Annotated in this window: 22 protein-coding genes; 13 read left to right on the top strand and 9 right to left on the bottom strand. The window is 66.5% G+C overall.

Going from position 1 to position 21222, the window contains the following annotated elements; all coding sequences use genetic code 11:
• Positions 1-2: 2 nt before the first annotated feature.
• The 3 genes from G0Q01_RS23025 to ectA are packed head-to-tail and all read right to left on the bottom strand — an operon-like array spanning position 3 to position 2284.
• A complete protein-coding gene (locus tag G0Q01_RS23025) occupies positions 3-395 on the bottom strand; it encodes an ectoine synthase (protein WP_108970280.1) in 393 nt (130 codons plus the stop codon).
• Between the two features lie 4 nt (positions 396-399).
• Entirely contained in the window at positions 400-1689 is a 1290-nt protein-coding gene (ectB, locus tag G0Q01_RS23020) for a diaminobutyrate--2-oxoglutarate transaminase (protein WP_164197866.1), read from the bottom strand.
• A 58-nt stretch (positions 1690-1747) separates the two neighbouring features.
• Entirely contained in the window at positions 1748-2284 is a 537-nt protein-coding gene (gene ectA / locus G0Q01_RS23015; protein WP_108970278.1) for a diaminobutyrate acetyltransferase, read from the bottom strand.
• A gap of 216 nt (positions 2285-2500) precedes the next feature.
• Here ectA and G0Q01_RS23010 point away from each other — a divergent pair, with 216 nt between their 5' ends.
• Both G0Q01_RS23010 and G0Q01_RS23005 read left to right on the top strand, forming a co-directional pair.
• A complete protein-coding gene (locus tag G0Q01_RS23010) occupies positions 2501-3001 on the top strand; it encodes a MarR family winged helix-turn-helix transcriptional regulator (protein ID WP_108970277.1) in 501 nt (166 codons plus the stop codon).
• Positions 3002-3185: 184 nt separating this feature from the next.
• Positions 3186-4139, top strand: a complete 954-nt coding sequence (locus tag G0Q01_RS23005) for an NAD(P)-dependent oxidoreductase (RefSeq protein ID WP_164197867.1) — start codon at positions 3186-3188, stop codon at positions 4137-4139.
• Between the two features lie 21 nt (positions 4140-4160).
• On the opposite strand, the gene G0Q01_RS23000 is transcribed toward G0Q01_RS23005, so the two are convergent.
• A complete protein-coding gene (locus G0Q01_RS23000; protein ID WP_164197868.1) occupies positions 4161-5084 on the bottom strand; it encodes a LysR substrate-binding domain-containing protein in 924 nt (307 codons plus the stop codon).
• 103 nt (positions 5085-5187) lie between these two features.
• On the opposite strand from G0Q01_RS23000, the gene pcaD reads away from it, so the two are divergent.
• The 6 genes from pcaD (at position 5188) to G0Q01_RS22970 (ending at position 10135) form a co-directional block, all read left to right on the top strand.
• Positions 5188-5970 carry a 3-oxoadipate enol-lactonase gene (pcaD, locus tag G0Q01_RS22995; RefSeq protein WP_164197869.1) on the top strand — a complete coding sequence of 261 codons (783 nt, stop codon included), beginning with the start codon at positions 5188-5190 and terminating at the stop codon, positions 5968-5970.
• On the top strand, positions 5971-6354 hold the full coding sequence (gene pcaC, locus G0Q01_RS22990; RefSeq protein ID WP_164197870.1) for a 4-carboxymuconolactone decarboxylase: 384 nt from the start codon (positions 5971-5973) through the stop codon (positions 6352-6354).
• Positions 6351-7106 (top strand): protocatechuate 3,4-dioxygenase subunit beta, encoded by a 756-nt coding sequence (gene pcaH / locus G0Q01_RS22985; RefSeq protein ID WP_203595140.1) that lies wholly within the window; start codon positions 6351-6353, stop codon positions 7104-7106. The genes pcaC and pcaH overlap by 4 nt, the downstream gene beginning before the upstream one ends.
• A gap of 2 nt (positions 7107-7108) precedes the next feature.
• Positions 7109-7708 carry a protocatechuate 3,4-dioxygenase subunit alpha gene (gene pcaG, locus G0Q01_RS22980; RefSeq protein WP_203595139.1) on the top strand — a complete coding sequence of 200 codons (600 nt, stop codon included), beginning with the start codon at positions 7109-7111 and terminating at the stop codon, positions 7706-7708.
• Between the two features lie 76 nt (positions 7709-7784).
• On the top strand, positions 7785-8849 hold the full coding sequence (locus tag G0Q01_RS22975; RefSeq protein WP_164197871.1) for a 3-carboxy-cis,cis-muconate cycloisomerase: 1065 nt from the start codon (positions 7785-7787) through the stop codon (positions 8847-8849).
• Between the two features lie 74 nt (positions 8850-8923).
• Entirely contained in the window at positions 8924-10135 is a 1212-nt protein-coding gene (locus tag G0Q01_RS22970) for a M20/M25/M40 family metallo-hydrolase (RefSeq protein ID WP_164197872.1), read from the top strand.
• Between the two features lie 68 nt (positions 10136-10203).
• On the opposite strand, the gene G0Q01_RS22965 is transcribed toward G0Q01_RS22970, so the two are convergent.
• The 5 genes from G0Q01_RS22965 to G0Q01_RS22945 form a co-directional block, all read right to left on the bottom strand.
• Positions 10204-11256, bottom strand: coding sequence for an L-idonate 5-dehydrogenase (locus G0Q01_RS22965; protein ID WP_164197873.1), 1053 nt, complete (start codon positions 11254-11256; stop codon positions 10204-10206).
• A gap of 10 nt (positions 11257-11266) precedes the next feature.
• The gene (locus G0Q01_RS22960) at positions 11267-12544 is read right to left on the bottom strand and encodes a TRAP transporter large permease (protein WP_108970269.1); all 1278 of its coding nucleotides are present in this window, start codon (positions 12542-12544) and stop codon (positions 11267-11269) included.
• A 1-nt stretch (position 12545) separates the two neighbouring features.
• Positions 12546-13046, bottom strand: a complete 501-nt coding sequence (locus G0Q01_RS22955; protein WP_108970268.1) for a TRAP transporter small permease — start codon at positions 13044-13046, stop codon at positions 12546-12548.
• A 105-nt stretch (positions 13047-13151) separates the two neighbouring features.
• Positions 13152-14129 (bottom strand): TRAP transporter substrate-binding protein, encoded by a 978-nt coding sequence (locus tag G0Q01_RS22950; RefSeq protein WP_164197874.1) that lies wholly within the window; start codon positions 14127-14129, stop codon positions 13152-13154.
• A 47-nt stretch (positions 14130-14176) separates the two neighbouring features.
• Complete coding sequence (locus G0Q01_RS22945) at positions 14177-14875, bottom strand: GntR family transcriptional regulator (protein WP_164197875.1); 699 nt, start codon at positions 14873-14875, stop codon at positions 14177-14179.
• 131 nt (positions 14876-15006) lie between these two features.
• On the opposite strand from G0Q01_RS22945, the gene uxuA reads away from it, so the two are divergent.
• The 5 genes from uxuA to G0Q01_RS22920 all read left to right on the top strand — a co-directional run bounded on the left by uxuA (position 15007) and on the right by G0Q01_RS22920 (position 21099).
• Positions 15007-16224 (top strand): mannonate dehydratase, encoded by a 1218-nt coding sequence (gene uxuA, locus G0Q01_RS22940; RefSeq protein WP_164197876.1) that lies wholly within the window; start codon positions 15007-15009, stop codon positions 16222-16224.
• Complete coding sequence (locus tag G0Q01_RS22935; RefSeq protein WP_164197877.1) at positions 16221-17675, top strand: mannitol dehydrogenase family protein; 1455 nt, start codon at positions 16221-16223, stop codon at positions 17673-17675. The genes uxuA and G0Q01_RS22935 overlap by 4 nt, the downstream gene beginning before the upstream one ends.
• 123 nt (positions 17676-17798) lie before the next feature.
• A complete protein-coding gene (locus tag G0Q01_RS22930; protein WP_164213898.1) occupies positions 17799-18416 on the top strand; it encodes a GNAT family N-acetyltransferase in 618 nt (205 codons plus the stop codon).
• A gap of 565 nt (positions 18417-18981) precedes the next feature.
• A complete protein-coding gene (locus G0Q01_RS22925) occupies positions 18982-20073 on the top strand; it encodes an NAD-dependent epimerase/dehydratase family protein (protein WP_164197878.1) in 1092 nt (363 codons plus the stop codon).
• Between the two features lie 93 nt (positions 20074-20166).
• Positions 20167-21099: a LysR family transcriptional regulator gene (locus G0Q01_RS22920; protein ID WP_235940346.1), complete on the top strand. Its 933-nt coding sequence runs from the start codon at positions 20167-20169 to the stop codon at positions 21097-21099.
• The last annotated feature ends 123 nt before the right edge of the window (positions 21100-21222 follow it).

Raw genomic sequence — 21222 nt, 5'->3', positions numbered from 1 at the left:
GCTTACGCCACCTCCTCGGCGGGGGCGTAGGAGCCGTCTTCGCGGTGCACTTCGGTACCGGTGACGGGCGGGTTGAAGCAGCAGGCCATGTGAAGCTCTTCCTCGGCACGCAGGATGTGCTTGTCGTTGAGGTTGAGCGCATACATGACGCCGGGCTTGATCTCGTGGGTCTCGCCGGTGGCGATATCGGTGATCGAGCCCTTGCCCTTCATGCAGTAGACGCTCTCGAAGTGGTGCTTGTAGTGGAACGTGTGTTCCGAGCCCGCCTCGAGGATGGTGATGTGGAACGAGAAGCCCATGCCGTCCTGCGCCAGCAGCATCCGGGTGGAGGTCCACTGCGCGTCGGCAATATGCTTGTCGGTATTCTTCAGGTCGTTGAAATCGCGTACAATCATGATGTCACTCCGCGGCAATCTTGTGGTTGTTCAGGCTGGTGGCGACGCTCTCACGCAGGATGTCGAAACCCTTGCGGAAGGTCTCCTCCGAGGTGGTGAGCGGCGCGAGCACCTTGACGACTTCGTCGTCCGCACCCGAGGTCTCGATGATCAGACCGCGCTCGAAGGCCGCGGCGCAGATCGCACCGGCCAACTCGCCCGAGCCGACATCGACGCCGCGCATCAAACCGCGGCCCTTGAGATAGGCACCGGGGACCATCTCGGCGATGGTCTTGAGCTCGTCCTCGATCAGCTGCGCCTTCTCGGCCAGCGACTTCTGGAAGCGGCCATCGGCCCAGAACTTCTCGAGCGCCACGCGCGCCGTGATGAAGGCGTGGGTGTTGCCCCGGAAGGTGCCGTTGTGCTCGGCGGGTTTCCAGACGTCGAGCTCCGGCTTCAGCAGAAGCGCGGCGAAGGGCAGGCCGAAGCCCGAGAGCGATTTCGCCAGCGGGATCATGTCCGGCTCGACGCCCATCTCCTCGAAGGAGAAGAAGGTGCCGGTCCGGCCGATGCCGGCCTGGATGTCGTCGGCGATGAGCAGCGCGCCGTGCTTCTTGGCAAGGCGGGCGATGCCGCGCAGCCATTCGGCGGAGGCGGCGTTGAGGCCGCCCTCACCCTGCACCGGCTCCACGAGGAAGGCGGCGGGGGCGTCGAGACCCGACGAGGGGTTCTCGAGCATCATCTCGATCTGCGCGAGCGTATCGACATCGGGACCAAAGGCGCCCTCATAGGGCATGTGGGTCACGCCCTGCAGCGGCATGCCGCCGCCGTTGCGCTTGCCCTTGTTGCCGGTCGCCGCCAGCGCGCCCACGGTCATGCCATGGAAACCGTTGGTGAAGGCGATGATGTTGGTGCGACCGGTGACCTTGCGGGCGAGCTTCATCGCGGCCTCGACGGCATTGGTGCCGGTCGGGCCGACCATCATCACCTTGTGGTCCATGCCACGCGGCTCGAGGATCAGGCGCTCGAACGTCTGCAGGAAGGCTTCCTTGGCGTCGGTGTGCATATCGAGACCATGGGCGATGCCATCGCTCATGATGTGCTCGACCAACGCCGCCTTCATGTGCGGATCGTTGTGGCCGTAGTTCAGCGAGGAACAGCCGGCCAGGAAGTCGATGTAGGTCTTGCCCTCGTCGTCGGTCAGTTCCGAACCACGGGCAGAGGTGAAGCTCACCGGGAAGGAGCGGCAGTAGGAGCGTGCCTCGCTCTCGCGGCGAGCGTAAATAGTCGGGCCGTTAGACGTGTCTTTCGGCATAACGAAGTCCTTTCTAGAACTTAGAAAAAGATAAGATTAGCGATTTTGGGGGGAGCGATCAGGCCGCGGCGCGCAGCTGCTCTTCCTCTTCGGGCAACTCGATCGTGACCATGTGTTCGGTCGCGTGCATGCCATCGAAGTGGTCGTCGCGCGTGTAGTGCGGCGCGTCCGTCAGGTCGCCACCGATCGAGCGGGCGAAGCTGCGGAACAGGCCCCACGACGCATCGTTGTCGCGGGTGATCGTGGTCTTAAGTTCGGTCGCCTCGGCGCATTCGTCACGTTCCACAAGATGGGTGAGCATCTTGCGGCCGAGGCCCAGGCCGCGCGCCTTGGGGCTGACAGCCACCTGCCAGACGAAGAAAGCGTCCTGGTTCGGGATCATGTGCCCCGAGATCCAGCCCACCACCTCGCCGTCAAGTTCGGCCAGCACGCAGGTGTCGCGGAAATGTTCGGCCTGCACGAGGTTGCAGTACATGGAGTTCTCGTCGAGCGGCTTGCACGCGCGCACGAGGTCCCAGATCGCAGCCCCGTCCGTTGCTTCGGGCTTACGCAGCACCGGGGTGCGCGTCTCAGGCTGTGTCATGTCTTTCGGCATCGATCTGGTGTCCTCCATTTCGTTCGTCAATCTAACTAATATACCCGGCCTAAAGTTTCAACCGCCGAAGCATTTTTTACGCTCATAGCGGACTATGAGCCTATTTTGCAGCGTTCATGCTAAGATTTTATGCAGCAAATCTGCTTAGTCTTACGAATGACACAGTCAAGTGCTTAGCCAATTGAAGCTCTGGCGGAATCCTGCCAAAAGTCATGCATGGCTGACCCAACTCCAGATCGCACAGACCAGAGCCTGATCGCGCTGCGCCGCATCCTGCGCGCGACCGAGCTTTACGAGCGCAAGCTTGCGCAGGCCGCCGGCCTGACGCCGGCGCAGCTGCGGGTGCTGCAGATCGTCGCCAAGAAGGACCACGGCGCCGCCACCCCCAAGGGGCTGGCGACCCAGATGGGGGTCAGCCAAGCGACGGTGACCGCGCTGGTCGACAAGCTGGTGGCGCGCGGCATGGTGGCCCGGCATCGTTCCGACGTGGACCGCCGGCAGACCGACGTGGCGATCACCGACAAGGGGCGCGAGGCGGTGAGCCAGTCGCCCGACGCGCTGCAGCAGAAATACGTGAAGAGCTTCGAGGGGCTGCAGGACTGGGAGCAGGCGCAGCTCGTGGCGTCGCTCGAGCGGGTCGCCGCGATGCTCGATGCGCATGAGATGGATGCCTCGCCGGTGCTGACCATCCGCGACATCCGTCAGGAAGGTCAGTGACGGTCTGACCGCATGCCCCGGGTCCGGAACCGTCGCAGCCGCAATCGTGCTTGAATCCCGGTCTGCCGTCGGGGCAGATGGGGCAACCCGCGCCGCCCGGGGGAGGGCTGCCCGCGCGGCCGGGATGGCGCTTCATGACGCGACCCGGCGCAGGGCGGGCGCGTGCCTCGGACCGGAGCGCCTCATGCCGCAGCAGATCGCCATCAACATCAAGACCCAGGCCTATCACCGCATGCTCGGCGAACGCTTCACGCTGCACGACTGCACCGCTGGATACGCGCATCTGACCGAGACGGAGCGCGCCGCGATCCGCGTGCTGATCACCGCCGGGTTCAAGGGCGCCACGGGCGCCGAGATGGACGAGTTGCCGAACCTCGGGCTGATCTGCTGCGTCGGCACCGGCTACGAGGGGATCGACGTGCAGGCGGCCATCGACCGCGGCATCAGGGTGACCCATGGCGCCGGGGTGAACGCCGGGGCGGTGGCCGATCACGCCATGGCGCTCCTGCTTTCCGTGGTGCGCTGCATTCCGCATCAGGACCGGCTGACCCGCTCGGGGGCGTGGAACTATACAGAGACGCCGCGACCGCTGGTCTCGCGAAAGAAGATGGGGATCTTCGGCATGGGCGGCATCGGCGCAGCGCTGGCGCGACGGGCAACGGCCTTCGACATCGAGGTGAGCTACCACAGCCGCAGCCCGAAGCCGGAGCTGCCCTATGCCTATGTGCCCTCGCTGTTGGACCTGGCGGAGCGGGTCGATTACCTCGTGGCCTGCGTGCCGGGCGGGGCGGCCACGCAGCACGCTGTGAACGCCGAGGTGCTCGCCGCGCTGGGGCCGCAGGGCTATCTCTTCAATGTCGGGCGGGGCACGGTGGTCGACACCGACGCGCTGATCGCGGCATTGCAGGCGGGCACGCTCAAGGGCGCGGGACTCGACGTTTTCGAGCATGAGCCCGATGTGCCCGCCGCGCTCTGTGCGCTTGAGAACGTGGTGCTGACCCCGCATATGGCAGGCAACGCGCCCGAAGTGCAGCAGATGGCGACCGACCTCATGTGCGACAACATCGCGGCCTTTACTGCCGGTGCGCCGCTGGTCACCCCGGTGCCGGAGATGAGGGCGCTGGCAACCGCCGGCTGAACCGGGCGCGGGGCAGGGGGCTCAGCCCTCCTGCGCCGGGTGCGCGGCGGCGACGGCGACCAGCGCCTCAACGAGGTCCTGCAGCACCGGGTCCGGCAGCATCCCCTCGCGCAGCGAGATGCCGAGGGGCCCGCCGAGCAGCTCGTTCTGCACCGGCAGCACGCTCAGCTCGCCGCTGTCCAGCTCGGCGCGGACCACGCCCGCCGAGATGAACCAGATGGTGTCGGAACGCGCCACGACGCGGCGACCAAAGGCGTGGGACACATTCTCATATGCGGGACTCGGCTCGCCCAGTCCCAGCGATTGCAGGAACGCGCGCACCGAGCCCGAGATCACCGCCCCGGCGGGCGGCAGCATCAGCGGGTAGCGCAGCAACTCGGAGGGCTCCCAATCCTGCCCGGCGAGCGGGTGGCCGGGGCGGATCACCGGCACCACGCGCTCCCAGTAGAGTTGGCGGAAGCTGAGCCCCTCGCCGGTACCGGTGGCGGGCATCCGCCCCACCACGATGTCCAGCGCCCCTTCGCGGAGCTGCGACAGCAGCAGCCAATTCGGCCCGGTGGAGACGCGCAGGGTGCAGTCGGGGTGGGTCTCGCGGAATCGCGCGGCGGCATCTGGGAAGAGCCCGGTGGCAGCGGTCGGCAGCACCCCCACGGCGAGTTTGCGCTGGTGCTGCGGGAGATCGCTCAGCAGCCGCTGCCCACGCTCGAGATCGGCGAGCGCGGTGCCTGCGTATTGCTGGAAGATCTTGCCCGCGCGGGTCAGCGCCAGACGTCGCCCACTGCGGTCAAAGAGCTGGGCGTTCAGGATATCTTCCAGCTCCCGCACGGTCTTGGAGGCCGCGGGCTGGCTCACGTGCAGGCTCTCGGCGGCGGCGCTGAGGCTGCCGAGCCGGGCGGTCTCGAGGAAGACGCGCAGGTGCCGCATGCGCAGGTGGGGGTGGATCATTCATAACCTCGGAGTTATGGGTTCTGCCTTTGGTTATATTTTTCATCGGCGATTTGCCATGGCAGAAGAGCGCCAAGGCCCGATCCGGCCGCGAGGAGGCATCATGCAGACAATCACCGTAGCCGGCGTCAGCCTGCACATCCGCGACGAGGGCCCGAAAGACGGGCGCGTGCTGATGCTGGCCAATTCGCTCGGCACCGACCTGCGGGTCTGGGACGCGCTCATCCCGCTGCTGCCCGAGGGGCTGCGCGTGGTGCGTTTCGACAAGCGCGGCCACGGGCTGTCGGATGCCCCCGAGGCGCCCTACGAGATGGAGACGCTGGTGGGCGATGCCGAGGCGATCTGCGAGGCGCTGGAGCTCAAGGGCGTCACCTTCGTCGGCCTGTCGATCGGAGGGCTCATCGGGCAGGGTCTTGCGGCGAAGCGTCCGGACCTGATCCGCGCGCTGGTGCTGATGGACACGGCGGCCAAGATCGGTACGCCCGAGATGTGGCAGACCCGGATCGACGGCATCCGCGCAGGCGGCGTCGCCGCGCTGGCCGATGCCATCCTCGAGCGTTGGTTCACGCCGGGGTTCCGCGAGAGCGACCCGCAGTTTGCCGCGTGGAGGAACATGCTCGTGCGCACTCCGATCGAGGGGTACGTCGGGTGCTGCGCGGCCATCGCGGGCGCCGATCTGACCGAGAGCACCCGCGCGCTGACGCTGCCGGTGCTGGCCATGGTCGGAGCCGAGGACGGCTCGACCCCGCCCGAGCTGGTGCGCGGCACCGCCGAGCTGTGCCGGGCGGAGTTCTCGCTGATCGAGGCGGCGGGGCACATCCCCTGCGTCGAGCAGCCCACCGAGACCGCCCGCCTGATCAACGACTTTCTGGAAAGGACTGCCTGAATGGACGAGCTTTACGAACAGGGCATGAAGACGCGCCGGTCGGTGCTGGGCGATGCCCACGTCGACCGTGCCGAGGCCGCCAAGACCGCCTTTGACGAGCCCTTCCAGACGCTGATCACCCGCAGCGCCTGGGGCACGGTCTGGGCCTCGGACGCGATCAGCCAGCGCGAGCGCTCGATGCTGACGCTTGCGCTGCTGGCGGCAACTGGCAACTTCGAGGAGATCCCGATGCACATCCGCGCCACGGCGCGCACCGGGGCCAGCAAGCAGGACGTTCTGGAGGCCTTCCAGCACGTGGCGATCTACGCCGGGGTTCCGCGCGCCAACCACGCGCTGAAACTGGCCAAGGCGACCTATGCCGAAATGGAGGCGGCAGCGGAATGAGCAACTTCATCACCCCAGACTCGATCAAGGACAAGGGTCCGCTGATCCCGCGCAACCGCGACGCGCATCCGGTGGCTTATGATCCCGGCTACAAGACCAGCGTCGCGCGGTCCCCGAACCTGCCGCTGCTGTCGATGGAAAGTTCGCCCTCGGAGGAAACCGGCCCGACCTTCGGTCACGGCAAGCTCGGCGCGCTCGACAACAACCTGATCCTCAACTGGACCAAGGGCGCGGCTCCGGCCGTGGGCGAGCGCATCCTGATGCACGGCCGCGTGCTCGACGAGAATGCGCGCCCGGTGCCGAACACGCTGCTGGAGATCTGGCAGGCCAACGCGGGCGGACGCTACCGGCACAAGAAAGATACCTACCTGGCGCCGCTCGACCCGAACTTCGGCGGCTGCGGCCGCACGCTGACGGATGAGAACGGCTACTACCAGTTCCTGACCATTCGCCCCGGCGCCTATCCCTGGCCGAACCGCGGCAACGACTGGCGGCCCATGCACATCCATATCTCGGTCTACGGTCACAGCTTCGGCCAGCGGCTGATCACCCAGATGTATTTCGAGGGCGATCCGCTCATCGACCATTGCCCGATCGCCGCGACGATCAAGAACCGCGCCCAGCTCGACGCGCTGGTCGCCCCGCTCGATCTGGCGCATTCGCGCCCGCTCGACTACCTCGCCTACAAGTTCGACATCGTGCTGCGCGGCCGCCGCCAGTCGATGTTCGAGAACAAGCTGGAGGGCATGTGATCATGGTGCAGAAACTCGACACCCTCGTGGAAACCGCCTCGCAGACCGCCGGGCCCTATGTCCACATCGGCCTGATGCCCACCTACGCGGGCAACGCCGGGTATTACGACGAGGAAATCGGCGTCAGCCCCATCGAAGAGGGCTGCGAGGGCGAGATCATCGAGATCACCGGCTCGGTCTACGACGGCACCGGCTGGGCGATGCGCGACGCGTTGATCGAGAGCTGGCAGCCCGATGCCAAGGGTGTGTTCCCCGGCCAGGACGGCGCTGACCCCAAGGTTTCGGGCCATTGCCGCTTTGCGGCCGATGCCGAGACCGGCGAATTCACCCTGCGCACGGTGAAGCCGGGCAAGGTGAAGGGCCGCGGCGGCGTGGTCGGCGCGCCGCATATCTCGCTCTGGGTCGTGGCGCGCGGCATCAACATCGGGTTGCAGACGCGTATCTACTTCGAGGACGAGGACAATTCCTCGGACCCGCTGCTGGCGCGCATCGAGCAGCGCCCGCGGGTCGAGACGCTGATCGCCAAGAAGACCGGCGAGGGCAAGTACCGCTTCGACATCCGCTTGCAGGGCGAGGGCGAGACGGTCTTTCTCGACATCTGAGACGGGCGCTGTAAGCAAAAAAGAAACGGGGCGGCCTTAAGGTCGCCCTTTCGACATGGAAGAGGGACGGAGCAAGATGAGCGCGAGCGTTTTCGATCACCCCTGGCTGGGCGGGCTGTTCGGCGATCCGGAGATGGCAAAGATTTGGTCCGCCGAGCGCCAGATGTCGCATATGCTTGCCTTCGAGGCGGCCTGGAGCCGGGCGCTCGGCGCCTGCGGGCGGGTGGATGCGGCGCTGGCCGAGGCTGCGGCCGAGGCGATTGCCTCGGCGCGGATCGATCTCGCGGACATCCGGGCAGGCATGGCGCAGGATGGCGTGCCGGTGCCGCGGCTGGTGAAGCAGCTGCAGGTGATTGTCGGACCGGACGCGGCCTCGGCGCTGCACAAGGGGGCCACCTCGCAGGACGTGGTGGACAGTGCGCTGGTGTTGACGCTCAAGGACAGCACCGCGCTGCTGGCACGGCGGGTGGCCGAGCTCGAGGCGGCTTTGATCGCGCTCGACGCGCGACAGGGCGAGACCCCGTTGATGGGGCGCACGCGGATGCAGGCGGCGACCGAGATCACCGTGTCCGACCGCCTGCGACCCTGGCACCAGCCGCTTGCCGCGCATCTCGAGCGGCTGGCCGAGATCGCCCCGCGGGTCGAGCGCGTGCAGGTCGGCGGTGCCTCGGGCGACCGCAAGGCGCTGGGGGAGGACGCGCAGGCGGTGACCGATCACGTCGCCGCCGAGCTCGGCCTCGCCAGCACCGGCGGGACCTGGCATGCCAAGCGCGACAGCGTGGCGGAATACGCGGGGCTCTTGTCGCTGATCACCGGCACGCTGGGAAAGATCGGGCAGGACATCTGCCTGATGGCGCAGCAGGGGCTGGATGAGATCAAGCTCTCGGGCGGCGGCGGCTCTTCGGCAATGCCGCACAAGCAGAACCCGGTGGGGGCCGAGCTGCTGGTGACGCTGGCCCGGTTCAACGCGGTGCAGCTTTCGGGCATGCACCAGGCGCTGATCCACGAGCAGGAGCGCTCGGGCGCGGCCTGGGCATTGGAGTGGATGATCCTGCCACAGATGGCACAAGCGACCGCCCGGGCACTGGCCACGGCACAGGGGCTTGTCGGCAACATCGAGCGGATCGGCACGCCGGACTGAGTGGCGGGATGGCCCGTCCTCCTGTAACTGGGTCGGGAGAAGTTTCCCTCCCCGACCCAGTTACAGGACCTTCCATGACCCAAGACGTCGCCCGGATCATCGCATCGGACCGCTTCAAGCGCGCGCAGGAGGACCTGGCACAGGGCCATGAGCGCTTTGTCGGCGAGATCATCGAGCTGACCGAGATCCCCGCGCCGCCCTTCCAGGAAGAGGTCCGCGCCGCCGCCTACGCCGAGAAGTTCCGCGCGCTGGGGCTGCAGGAGGTCGAACTTGACGGCATCGGCAACGTGCTGGGTCTGCGCCGCGGACGCGGCAACGGGCAAGTGATCGTGGTCGCGGCCCATCTGGATACGGTCTTCCCCGAAGGCACCGACGTGACCGTGCGCCGCGAGGGCACCAAGCTCTATGCGCCGGGTGTCGGCGATGACACGCGTGGGCTGGCGGCGCTGCTGGCCTTTGTCCGGGCGCTGGATGCCGCGGGGATCGAGACCGAGCAGGATATCCTCTTCGTCGGCGACGTGGGCGAGGAGGGCAAGGGCGACCTGCGCGGTATTCGGTATCTCTTTGAGCAGGGCGCCTACCGCGAGAAGATCGCGGGCTTTTTCACCATCGACGGGCTGGAGGTGGGACAGATTACCACCGGCGCAGTCGGCTCGCTGCGCTACAGGGTGAGCTTCCGCGGGCCGGGCGGGCATTCGCTGAACGCCTTCGGCACGGTCAACCCGGCCTATGCGCTCGGGTCACTGATGGCGGGCATGGCGCGCATCGAGGTCCCGGCAGAGCCGCGCACCACATTCTGCGCCTCCGTCATGGGGGGCGGCAGCTCGATCAACGCCATCCCCGAGGACGTCTGGCTCGAGGTGGACCTGCGTTCTGTGGATGCAGCCGAGCTGGACAAGCTCGACACGGCGCTGCACGCGCTCGTCGAGGAGGCCGTGGCGGCTGAGAACGCCCGGGGCGACACCAGCCATGGCGCGATCCGCGCCGAGGTGAGCCGCATCGGCAACCGCCCGGCGGGGCAGACCGCACCCGAGAGCACCATCGTCCAGTCGGCCCTTGCGGCACTCCCGGCCTTTGGCTTCACGGCGTCGACCGGTGAGAGCTCGACCGACGCCAATATCCCCATGAGCCTTGGCGTGCCGGCGATCTGCCTCGGATCGGGCGGCACCGGCGGGCGGGCGCACACTCTCGAGGAATGGATTGACGTTGAGCCGGAGCTGTCGCTGCGCGGGCTCTACGCGGGGCTTGCCGCGATCCTCGGCACGGTGGGAATGATCGAGGGCTGAAGCACGTGTCCAAAAGGAAGGACCGCGCCGGTGGGCGGCGCGGTCCTTGCAGGGGCAGGGGAGGTGGGTCAGCCGAAGGTCAGCTGGACCTTCACCGCCTTGCCCCGATCCATCGCCAGTTCGATGGCGTCCTGTGCCTGATCGACGGGCAGGGAATGCGTCACGATGGGCGCGAGGGTCAGGGCGCGCGCGTTGATCAGCTCTACCGACTGGCCGAACTCGGCGTCGAAACGGTGTGTGCCGCAGAGGTTGATCTCTTTCGAGACCAGCATGTTGAACGGCACCGGCGTGTCGCCCATGACGCCGACCTGCACGATGGTGCCGAGCGGGCGGGTGCAGGCGATGGCCGAGCGGATTGCCGGGCCGGCGGCGGAGCATTCAAAGCAGAGGTCGAACTGGCCCTTCTCGGCCTCGTATTCGGCCAAGGCTTCGCCGTTGGTGGCGACGTTGATCGCGCGGGTTGCGCCGACCTGCTTGGCCACTTCGAGGGTCGCGTCCTGCAGATCGGTGACCACGATCTCCGAGGCTCCGTAATGCTTGGCCAGCGCCACGCAGAGCGCGCCGATCGGGCCTGCGCCGGTGACGAGGACGCGCTTGCCCTCGAGCGAACCCGCAACCTTTAGGGCCCGGGTCACGGCGCGGCAGCAGACGGCGAGCGGCTCGGCCAGCGCGGCCTCGGCCATCGGCACGCCCTCGGCGATCTTGTAGCACTGGCCTGCCCCGATCGCGACGCGGTCACGGAAGAAGCCCTGCTCGTGCGGCAGGAACATCGCCGAGCCCTTGAAGCGCATGCTCATGCAGTGCTGGTGCTCGCCCGCAGTGCAGAACTTGCACTCTCCGCAGGGGTGCGAGGGGTTCACCGCCACCACGTCGCCGGGGCTCACGCCGGTCACGCCGTCGCCGACCGAGACCACGGTGCCCGCCGCCTCGTGGCCGATGATGATCGGCTCGCGCACCCGGATCGTGCCGATGCCGCCGTCGGCATAATAGTGGATGTCCGAGCCGCAGATGCCGCCCGCGCCGATCGCGACCACCACCTCGCCCGCCGCCGCGGTGGGCTCTTCGATGGTCTCGACGCGCAGGTCTTTCTGTCCGTGCAGCCGTGCGATGCGGTTGGTCATAATCTTGGTCCTAGTTCGACAGGAAGGAGGGCAGCCAGGTGCTGAAGAACGGCACGTACGACACGAGCAGCAGCACGAGGATGTTGGTGATGATGAAGGGCATGATCGCGCGGGTGACCTGCCAGAGCGTGACCCGGCCGATGCCGGCGCAGATGAACAGGCACACGCCGACCGGCGGCGTGGTCAGGCCGATCATCAGGTTGAGCACCGCGAAGACCGCGAAGTGAAGCGGGTCGACGCCGACGCCGGTGGCCAGCGCAAGCAGCGGGCCGAAGAGGATGATCAGCGCGGCGATGGTCTCCATGAACATGCCGACGAAGAGCAGCACGAGGTTGATCAGCAGGATCACCAGGAACTTGTTGTCGGTGATGCTGAGCACGCTGTCGGCGATCATCTGCGGGATGCGCTCGGATACGAGGATCCAGCCGAAGACGTTGGCAAGGCCGACCAGCACGAGGATCGCGGCGGCGGAAACGGCGCTGTCGATCAGGATCTTCGGCACGTCGCGCAGCTTGAGCCCGCGGTAGACGAAGGCGCCGACGACGAAGGCGTAGATCGAGGCGACGATGGCGGTCTCGGTCGGGGTGGCGAAGCCGGTGAGCAGCCCGCCGACGATGAGCCCGGTCATGGCCACGGCCCAGAACGCGCCGAGGAAGGCCTTCCACAGTTCGCCCATGCCCTGCCATTGCTGACGCGGGTAGTTGTTCCGGCGCGCGATGATCCAGGCGGTGACCATCATCGCCACGCCCATCAGGATGCCGGGCAGGGCGCCCGCGATGAACATCTTGCCGACCGAGATGCCCGAGAGCGTGCCGACGATGATCATCGGCACCGAGGGTGGGATGATCGGCCCGACGGTCGAGGAGGCGGCGGTGATCGCGGCGGAGAAGTCGGCGGGGTAGCCGGCCTTTTTCATGCCGGGGATCATCATGCCGCCGATCGAGGCGGCGTCCGCCGCGGCGGTGCCCGAGATGCCGCCGAAGAGCATCGAGGCGGCGACGTTGGTGAGGCCCAGCCCGCCGCGCATCCAGCCGACCAGCGCCTGCGCCAGCCGCACAATGCGCCCGGTGATGCCGCCAGCGTTCATCAGGTTGCCGGCAAGGATGAAGCCGGGGATGCAGAGCAGCACGAAGCTGTCCATGCCCGCGTACATCTTCTGCGGGATGACCACGAGCGGCATGCCCTTGAAGAGGATATAGGCCATCGACGACACGCCGAGGGTGATCGCCACAGGCAAGCCGATGATCAGGCCGCCGAGGAAGCAGCCGAGCAGAATGGTCAGCTCCATCTCAGAGCTCCTCTTCGGGTTTTTCGGGAAGTCCGGTGTCGCGGCGGCTCAGCATGCCGGCCACGCGCAGCCCGGCAAACAGGCTGATCGAGAGCAATGCGACCAGCACCGAGGCGTGAATGAAATCCATGCGCACACCCAGAGACGGCGCAGTCTGCCGCGCGCCGATCGACACGTAGAGCCAGGTCGCCTTGATCAGCATCAGGCCGAAACCGAGCGTGATCACCGCGCAGATGAGCCTCAGCATCCAGGGCAGCCGTCCCGGCAGGGCCTCGCAGACGATGTCGACATTGACCAGATCGCCCGAGCGGTAGGCCAGCCCGACGCCGAAGGCGGCGAGGTAGAGCAGGGCGAAGCGGGTCAGCTCTTCGGTCCAGACGACCGAGGAGATTACGCCCGAGCGCCCGAGCAGCTGGATGATGACGGCGGCGATGATGGCGGCGAAGCTGAGCCCCGTCGCGATGCGGGCGATTGCGGTCAGGACCGTGACGAGCTTTTGCATGGATCGGCTCTTCGGTGAAATTACGGGAAGGGCCGGACCCGAGTGGAGGGGTCCGGCCCGGGAGTGCGGGCCCGGGAGAAGGGGAGGAGGGGCCCGCGGTCCGGCTTAGCGGTCGAAGAGCGCTTCGACGTCGGGCCGGATGTCTTCGGAGACCGAGCTCAGCACCGCTTCCTTGGCGGCGGCTGCGAAGGCCTCATTGTCGACGTCGACGAATTCCACGCCGAGGTCCTGAAGCTGGGTGACCAGCTGCTCTTCGTCGGCGAGGAAGAGCTCACGCTCGTATTCCTGCGTGCGCTTGGCGGCTTCCATGACGTTGGCCTGATCCTCTTCGGACATCTGGTTCCACGCCATTTCCGAGATCGTCAGGTAGATCCACGACCGCACGTGATCGGTCTTGTTGATGTACTTCTGGACCTCGTTGAAGTTCGCCGACTTGATCAGCGCCAGCGGGTTCTCCTGCGCCTCGATGGTGCCGTTCTGCAGCGAGGTGAACACCTCGGAGAAGGCCATCGGGGTCGGGTTCGCGCCAAGCGCCTTCCAGACGTTGAGGAAGAGCGGCACGTTCGGCACGCGCATCTTCAGGCCGTTCAGCTCGTCCGGCGAGGTGATCGGGCGGTTCGAGGTCAGCTCGCGCGGGCCACGGGCGAAATAGGCGATCGGGCGGATACCCACCTTCTCGATGATCTGCGCCTCGATGCGGTCGCCAAGCTCGCCGCCGGCGACGGAGTCCATGTCCTCGAGCGAGCTGTAGGCATAGGGCATCGCCAGCAGCGCGGCCATCGGTGCCCAGTTCTGCAGCGACTCGCCGGTGATGGTCATGTCGGCGGTGCCGAGCTGCATGCCGTTGATCACGTCGACTTCCTTGCCGAGCGTCTCGTTCGGATAGACCTCGACCTCGATGCGGCCGTCGGTGAGCGTGGCCAGCTCCTCGGCGAACTTCAGCGAGGCCTTGTGCCAGATGTTGTCCTCGTTGGCGAGGTGGCCGAGCTTCAGCGTCATGTCGGCAGCCATGGCCGAAGCGCTGAGCGCGACGGTGGCAATGCCGGAAAGCAGCAGGGTTTTCAGGGTTTTGGCGACAGTCATGGTGTCCTCCCTTTTAGGGTCGCTTGGGGACGATGCAGCGCGGATATTCACGCGGCATCGGGGTCGAAGTATTCGGGGAAGGCCTCGCGGATGGCCGGCAGGTCCGACAGGATCATCTGCAGGTGGCCGCGCATCGCCCTCTCGGCGGCATCGGGATCGCCCGCGTCGATGGCGTCGACCACCGCGGTATGCTGAGCGATGAGGTGTTCGAGCGGGAAATGCGCCGAGGTCATCTGGCGCACCCGGTCCATCTGGCTCTTCGTGCCGACGATCACCGCCCAGGCGTTGGGGCGGCCCGCGCCCTTGGCCAGCGTGTGGTGAAACTCGTCGTCGAGCGGCACGAAGGCGGCGGGATGCTGATCCACAAGCCGGGCCTGCGCGGCGATCTGGCTGCGCAGCTCCTCGACCAGCCCGTCGGGCCGCGCGCTGGCGCAGGCCTTGGCGATGTCGGCCTCGACCGCCTCGCGCACGAAGCGCGCGTCGAGCACGGCGGCCACGGAAATCTTGCGCACGAAGGATCCGCGCTGCGGGCGGATTTCCAGCAGGCCCTCTTCGGCCAGCTTGATGAAGGCTTCGCGGACGGGTTGGCGCGAGACGCCGAAGCGCGCGCCGATCTCGGCCTCGGAGAGCCGGGTGCCGGGTTCGAGCTGGTTCTGCACGATCGCCTGGCGCAGGGCGCGGATCAGCTGCGGTCCGACGGGAGCGGACTGGTCGACCTGCTCGATCTGGATTGTCTCGATTCCCATAGCTCTCCTCCGTGGCGGCAACCTGCTCCATACTTCCATACTAGTCAACATTTGAATCGGCTGCTATGAATCTCGTGACCACCGATGCGCGGGAGCCCGTCCCGCACGGCAGACAAGAGGGAGGGTTTCCGATGCGTCAGACCTGGCGTTGGTTCGGTCCGAAAGACCGCGTGAGCATCGACGACATGATGCAGGCTGGCGTCGAGGGCGTCGTTTCCGCATTGCACCACGTGCCTACCGGCGCAGTCTGGACTCCCGAAGAGATCGCGCAGCGCCAGCGCGAGATCGCCACGCGCAAGGATGGCCGCCCGTCGCCGCTGGTCTGGGACGTTGTCGAATCGTTGCCCGTCTCGGAAGACATCAAGAAGCAGAAGGGCGAGTGGAAGGCTCATGTCGAGAGTTGGAAGACCTCGATGCGGCACCTTTCCGAGGCCGGTCTCGAGACCATCTGCTACAACTTCATGCCGGTGCTCGACTGGACCCGCACCGATCTGGCCTGGGAACGTCCGAGCGGCGCGCGCTGCATGCGCTTTGACCTGATCGACTTCGCCGCATTCGACATCCACATCCTCGAGCGCGCAGGCGCTGCCGAGAGCTTCCCTGACGATGTGGTCGCCGAGGCCGCGGAGCGCTTCGCCAAGATGGATGACGCACGCAAGGAGCAGCTCGCCGGCAACGTCGTCTTTGGTCTGCCCGGCGCGGCAGAGAAATTCTCGCTCGACGATGTGAAGCTGCACCTCGCGGAATACGACAATATCTCCGAGACCCAGTTGCAGCAGCACATGATCGACTTCCTGTCGGAGGTGACGCCGCTGGCCGAAGAGCTGGGCATGCGCCTGTGCTGCCACCCCGACGATCCGCCCTTCCCGCTGCTCGGCCTGCCGCGGATCATGTCGACCGAGGCGCATTACCGGAAGATCCTCGATGCCGTCGATCTGCGCGCCAATGGCGTCACGCTCTGCACCGGCTCGCTGGGGGCGCGCCCGGACAACAACCCGGTCGAGATCTTCAAGGCGCTGGCCGACCGCGTGCACTTCCTGCACCTGCGCAACGTCAGCATCGAGGGCAGCGAGGTGATGAACTCGCTCTACGAGGACGAGCACCTTTCGGGCCACACCGACATGGTCGCCATGGTCGCCGCCGTGGTTACCGAGGAGCGCCGCCGCAAGGATGAGGGCCGGGCCGACTGGTCGATCCCCTTCCGCCCCGACCACGGGCAGGACATCCTCGACGACATCGGCCGCGAAGCGCAGCCGGGCTACCCGGCGATCGGCCGGCTCAAGGGGCTGGCCGAGTTGCGCGGCCTCTACCGTGCCTTCGAGCACGAGCTAGTGGCGGGCAAGGCATGAGGCTGACCTCGCTGAGCCAAGTGCCCGAGGCGCTGCGCCCGGGCTATGATCCGCAGGCGTATGGGGTGGGCATCGTCCACCTCGGCCTCGGCGCCTTCCACAAGGCGCACCAGGCGGCGCTGACCGATCTGGCGCTGGCGGCCGAGGGCGGCGATTGGCGCATCCTTGGTGTGTCGCTGCGCTCGCCCAAGGCGTCTGACGAGTTGCACCCGCAAAACGGGCTCTACACGCTGATCGAGAAGGGCGCCGAGGGCACTTCGGCGCGGGTGATCGGCGCCATCGCCGATGCCATCTGCTCGGCCGGCGACCCCGAGCCGGCACTGGTGGCCATGGCCGCGCCGGGCACCAAGATCGTCTCGCTGACGGTGACCGAAAAGGCCTATGGCCTGGACCGCGCGACGCAGGGCTGCGACCCGTCGCATCCCGCCGTCGCCGCCGATCTTGCCAATCCCGCGGCGCCGCAGGGCGTGCTCGGGTTGCTGACCGAGGCGCTGCGACGCCGCCGGGATGCGGGGCTTGCACCCTTCACCGTGCTTTGCTGCGACAACCTGCCGGAAAACGGCGTTCTGCTGCGCGGCGCGGTGGTGGATTTCGCCCGCCGCATCGACCCCGCGCTGTCCGAGTGGATTGCCGCCGAGGTCGCCTTCCCCTCGACCATGGTCGACCGCATCACCCCCGCCGCCACACCGGCGACGCTGGCCGAGGCCGCCGAGTTGACCGGGTGCGAGGATCAGGCAGCGATCGCGACCGAGACGTTCGTTCAATGGGTGATCGAGGACAATTTCCCGCAAGGTCGACCGGCCTGGGAAAAGGCCGGGGCGATCTTCACCGGCAACGTCACCGCCTTCGAGAGGATGAAGCTGCGGATGCTCAACGGCACCCACTCCATGCTGGCCTACGCCGGATTCCACGCCGGGTGCCCCTACGTGCGCGACGTGATGGCGGCAAGGCCGCTGGCCAAGCTGGTGCGCCGCCACCTTGGGGCCGCCGCCGCGACCCTGCCCGTGATCCCGGGGATCGACACCGCCGTCTATGCCGAGGCGCTGGCCAAGCGCTTCGAGAACCCCGAGATCGCGCATGAGACCTTCCAGATTGCCATGGACGGCTCGGAAAAAATGCCGCAGCGCGTCTTTTCCGCAGTGGCAGATGCGCGGGCCAGGGGGGGGGATTGCCGGGCCTTCACCTTTGCCACGGCGGCCTGGTTGCGACACCTCAGCGGCGCGACCCACGATTGCGCGCCCTACGCGCTGCGTGACCCCCGCGCCGCCGAGCTTCAGGCCATGGCCGAGGGCAGGGAGGCCGACGAGATCGTCGGCGCGCTGCGTCACGCAGCCTTCGTGCCGCCGGCGCTTGCCGCGGACGAGGCGTTCTGGGCCGAGGTGGCGGGGCTTCTGGCGGAGATGCTGTTCGAGCCGATGCGGGACGTGATCGCGCGTGAAGCCGCCTTCTGAGCGCCATGATCGCTGCCCGCCGCGCAGGCGGGCAGTCGCGCAATCCACTGTTTGCGCGAACAGGATGTCCGGATGTACTGACCTGATGAAAATGTCGCTATATTATCGGCCTGGGAGGACACCATGCCATATACCGACTTTGCACGCGGGTCCCGGACGTTCAGCACCCCCCGGAGACAGTCCGAGGAGAGCGCCGAAATCACCCGTCTCGAGAATGAGTTACGCGCATTCGTGGCCGTTGCCCTGCAACACGGGATGCGCGACTACTGCGAGATTCGCCATCCCGAGTTGACTCGCGAACTGGAGGAGGGGCTTGAACGGGCCGGTCGCCGCGCCGAGGTGAAATACGCCTATGTCACCGAGCGCCTGGCGCGGGTGCCGGGTCTCATGGCCTCGACCGGAGAGACCGGCGAGCGCACCTATTATCGCGACAGCGAGGAGAACGTCGCCTACATCGAGCATTCGCTCTGGAGCAAACGCTTTATCCTGAGCGGCATCTGGGTGGCGCCGAAGCACCGGGGCAAGGGCGTGACGCATCGCATCCTGCGCCAGCTAGTCGAGGCGGCGGATGAGGCCGAGCTGGGGATCGAGCTGCACCACGAACCCTTCGGGGAGGAGGGGCTCGACAAGCCCGCGCTCGAGGATTTCTACAGCCGCCACGGCTTCCAGCACCACGAACTCACTCCGGGCGCGATGTTCCGAATCCCCCGCTCGCCGCTGGACCGCCACGGCCGGTCCTAGGGCCCGGCAGCCGCAGTGGCAATCTCGGCGGTCGCGGTAGCCGACGTGCCTATTATAAGGTGCCTGTTATAAGGTGTCGGATGCCGCCGGGTTCGGCGAAATCCCCACACATGCCGGGTCTGCCGCTCTCGCCCGTCTCGCGAATTGCGGCCTCGGGCGGGGGCGATGACGAAGGCATTGTCCTTGCACGTGCGGAGGTCCGCCTCCGCCAGCCACGGAAACCGGCGAATCATCGCTGGACCTTGCCGTGGCGAGGCGGTTCCGCCGGCGCATTCCAGCGCCGCAGCGTCGTGGCGATGCGGGAAGTGGCGCAGTTCGGGGCACTGGTGGCAATTTGCCGCCAAGTTTTCGGTCAAGGAAGGGGCTGAGTCCCGCAACCTGTGGCCTAGATCATGTTCAAAGCGTGGTCACAGCGTTTATTTTCGTGTAATAGGATTCGGGTAGTTAAGTTTTAATCCCACGCGCAAGCTACAGATTTTAAGCTAATATTTTCTGGGGGCCCCCGTCATTCTCGCGGGTCCTGACCGGAGGTGCTTTTCATATGCGAATTGGAACGGAGAATCCGATGAATATTGTAATCCTTGGATGCGGGGGCTTTATCGGCAGCCATCTGCTGGATCGCCTGCTCACCACCACCGATCACAAGATCATCGGATGGGACCCGGAGAGCTCGAAGATCCGGAAGCACCTGGATAATCCGAACTTCACGCTCCACCAGCGCTACGTGGATGATCCAGAAACCCAACAGGATCTGCGGGATGCTGTGGCCGATGGGGATGTGGTCATCAACCTTGCCGCGATCTGCAACCCGTCCGAGTACAACACCAACCCGATCAGCGTGATCAAGTCCAACCTGTTCGACGTTTATCCGATTGTCGAACTCTGCGTGGAATACAAGCGCTGGTTGATCAGCTTCTCGACCAGCGAGTGCTATGGCCGCACGCTGTCGAGCTATGTCGGGGACACGAGCTACGAGAACCCCGACCTCTACGAACTCAAGGAAGACGAGACGCCGCTCATTATGGGGCCGATCGTCAACCAGCGCTGGACCTATGCCTGCGCCAAGCAGATGGTCGAGCGTCTTGTCTATGCCCACCACAAGGAAGACGGCCTGCCGTTCACCGTGGTGCGCCCGCTGAACTTCTTCGGCCCGCGTATGGACTACATTCCGCAGCGCGACGGCGATGGCGTTCCCCGGGTTCTGGCCTGCTTCATGGGCGCGCTGCTCAACGGCGATCCGATGAAGCTGGTGGACGGTGGCAAGGCGCGCCGCACCATCGTGTCGATCTACGAGGCCGTGGACGCGATTTGCCGCATGCTCGACAGCCCCGAGAAGGCCAACGGTCACGCCTTCAACATCGGCAACCGCAACAACGAGGTCACCATGGCCGAGCTGGCGGATCTGATGCGCAAGACCTACGCCAAGATCACCGGGGATCCCTCTTACGAGGATTACCCGATCATCGAGGTGAGCGCCGAAGAGTTCTACGGCGAAGGCTACGAGGATTGCGACCGCCGCATGCCCGACATCTCGAAGGCCAAGGAGCTTCTTGGCTGGGAGCCGAAGATCGCGCTCGAGGATGTTCTTCTCGATACGATGACCTACTTCCATAACGAGTACGCAGGCTCCATGAAGCCCGCACAGGTGGCCGAATAGCCCCCTCGCCCTTTCGGTTTTTCCTCCCCTGCCGCGCTCCCTCCCGAGCGCGGCAGTTGCTTTTCCGGCGCCCGGGGACGTCCTGCCGGCGCAATGGCTCTTCGCGCCGCCGTGGCGCTCGCCTATAAGCGCGGCATGGATATCGGTCGCCTTCCTCCGCTGCGCAGCCTCATCGCCTTTCAGACCGTCGCGCGCTGCGGCAGCTTCACCCGCGCCGCCGAACTGCTGGCGCTGACCCAGAGCGGCATCAGCCGGCAGATCGCGCAGCTCGAGGATCACGTCGGTGCGGCGCTCTTCGAGCGCCAGCCTGCGGGCGTGGTGCTGACCCGGATCGGCGAGGAATACGCCAAGGAGGTGGGCCGGGCGCTCGATGCACTGCAATCGCTCGAAGCGGGGCAGATCACCCGGCGCGGGCAGGACCAGGTGACCATCGCCTGCTCGCGCGCCGTGGCCGACCTTTGGATGCTCCCCCGGCTTACCCGGCTGCGCGACGCCTTCCCGGCGCTCGAACTGAAGCTCATCGTCAACGACTTCTTCCAGCAGTTGCGTCACGACGAATACGATCTGGCGATCTACTACCGCCCAAACCGCCCCGCCGACCATCTCGTCGCCGCGCTCGGGCCGGAAGAGATCCTGCCGGTCATGGCGCCCGGCGGCACGCCGCTTGTAGAGGCGGCGGCCCCGATGTTGCTGACCGTCGAGGAGACCCACAAGGAGTGGACGGACTGGGGCAATTGGCTTGCCTCCGTCGGCCTCAAGCTGCCCGGCGCGACGACCCGCTGGAAGCTCGGCGACTATCACCTCTCGGTCGAGGCGGCGCGGCGCGGAGTCGGCTTCGCCATGGGCTGGACGTGGTTCCTTGTCGACTACCTGGAGAGCGGCGCCCTGGTTCCGGCAGATACGCGGCCGTTCCGAGGTCATGGCGAGTATTACCTGATGCGCCCAACCACCCGTCACCAGCGGCAGGCCGCGCGCCAGGTCGGAGACTGGCTGGTCGAGAGCAACAGGCGCTGGCGGGCGAGCTGACCCGCTGGCACCGGGCAAGCCTCTGATTCCCATTTGAAAACCGCGCGCTTGAAATGCCCTCAGAGGGGCATGACAAATTTTCATTTGTACCTCTAAGCATTCCCCGGAATGTTCTGCGCCAAG

The sequence above is a fragment of the Salipiger sp. PrR007 genome (genome assembly GCF_010499845.1).
Classification (GTDB): domain Bacteria; phylum Pseudomonadota; class Alphaproteobacteria; order Rhodobacterales; family Rhodobacteraceae; genus Salipiger; species Salipiger pacificus_A.
The sequence above is the reverse complement of the archived record's forward strand: the minus strand, read 5'-3'. Positions and strand labels throughout refer to the sequence as shown.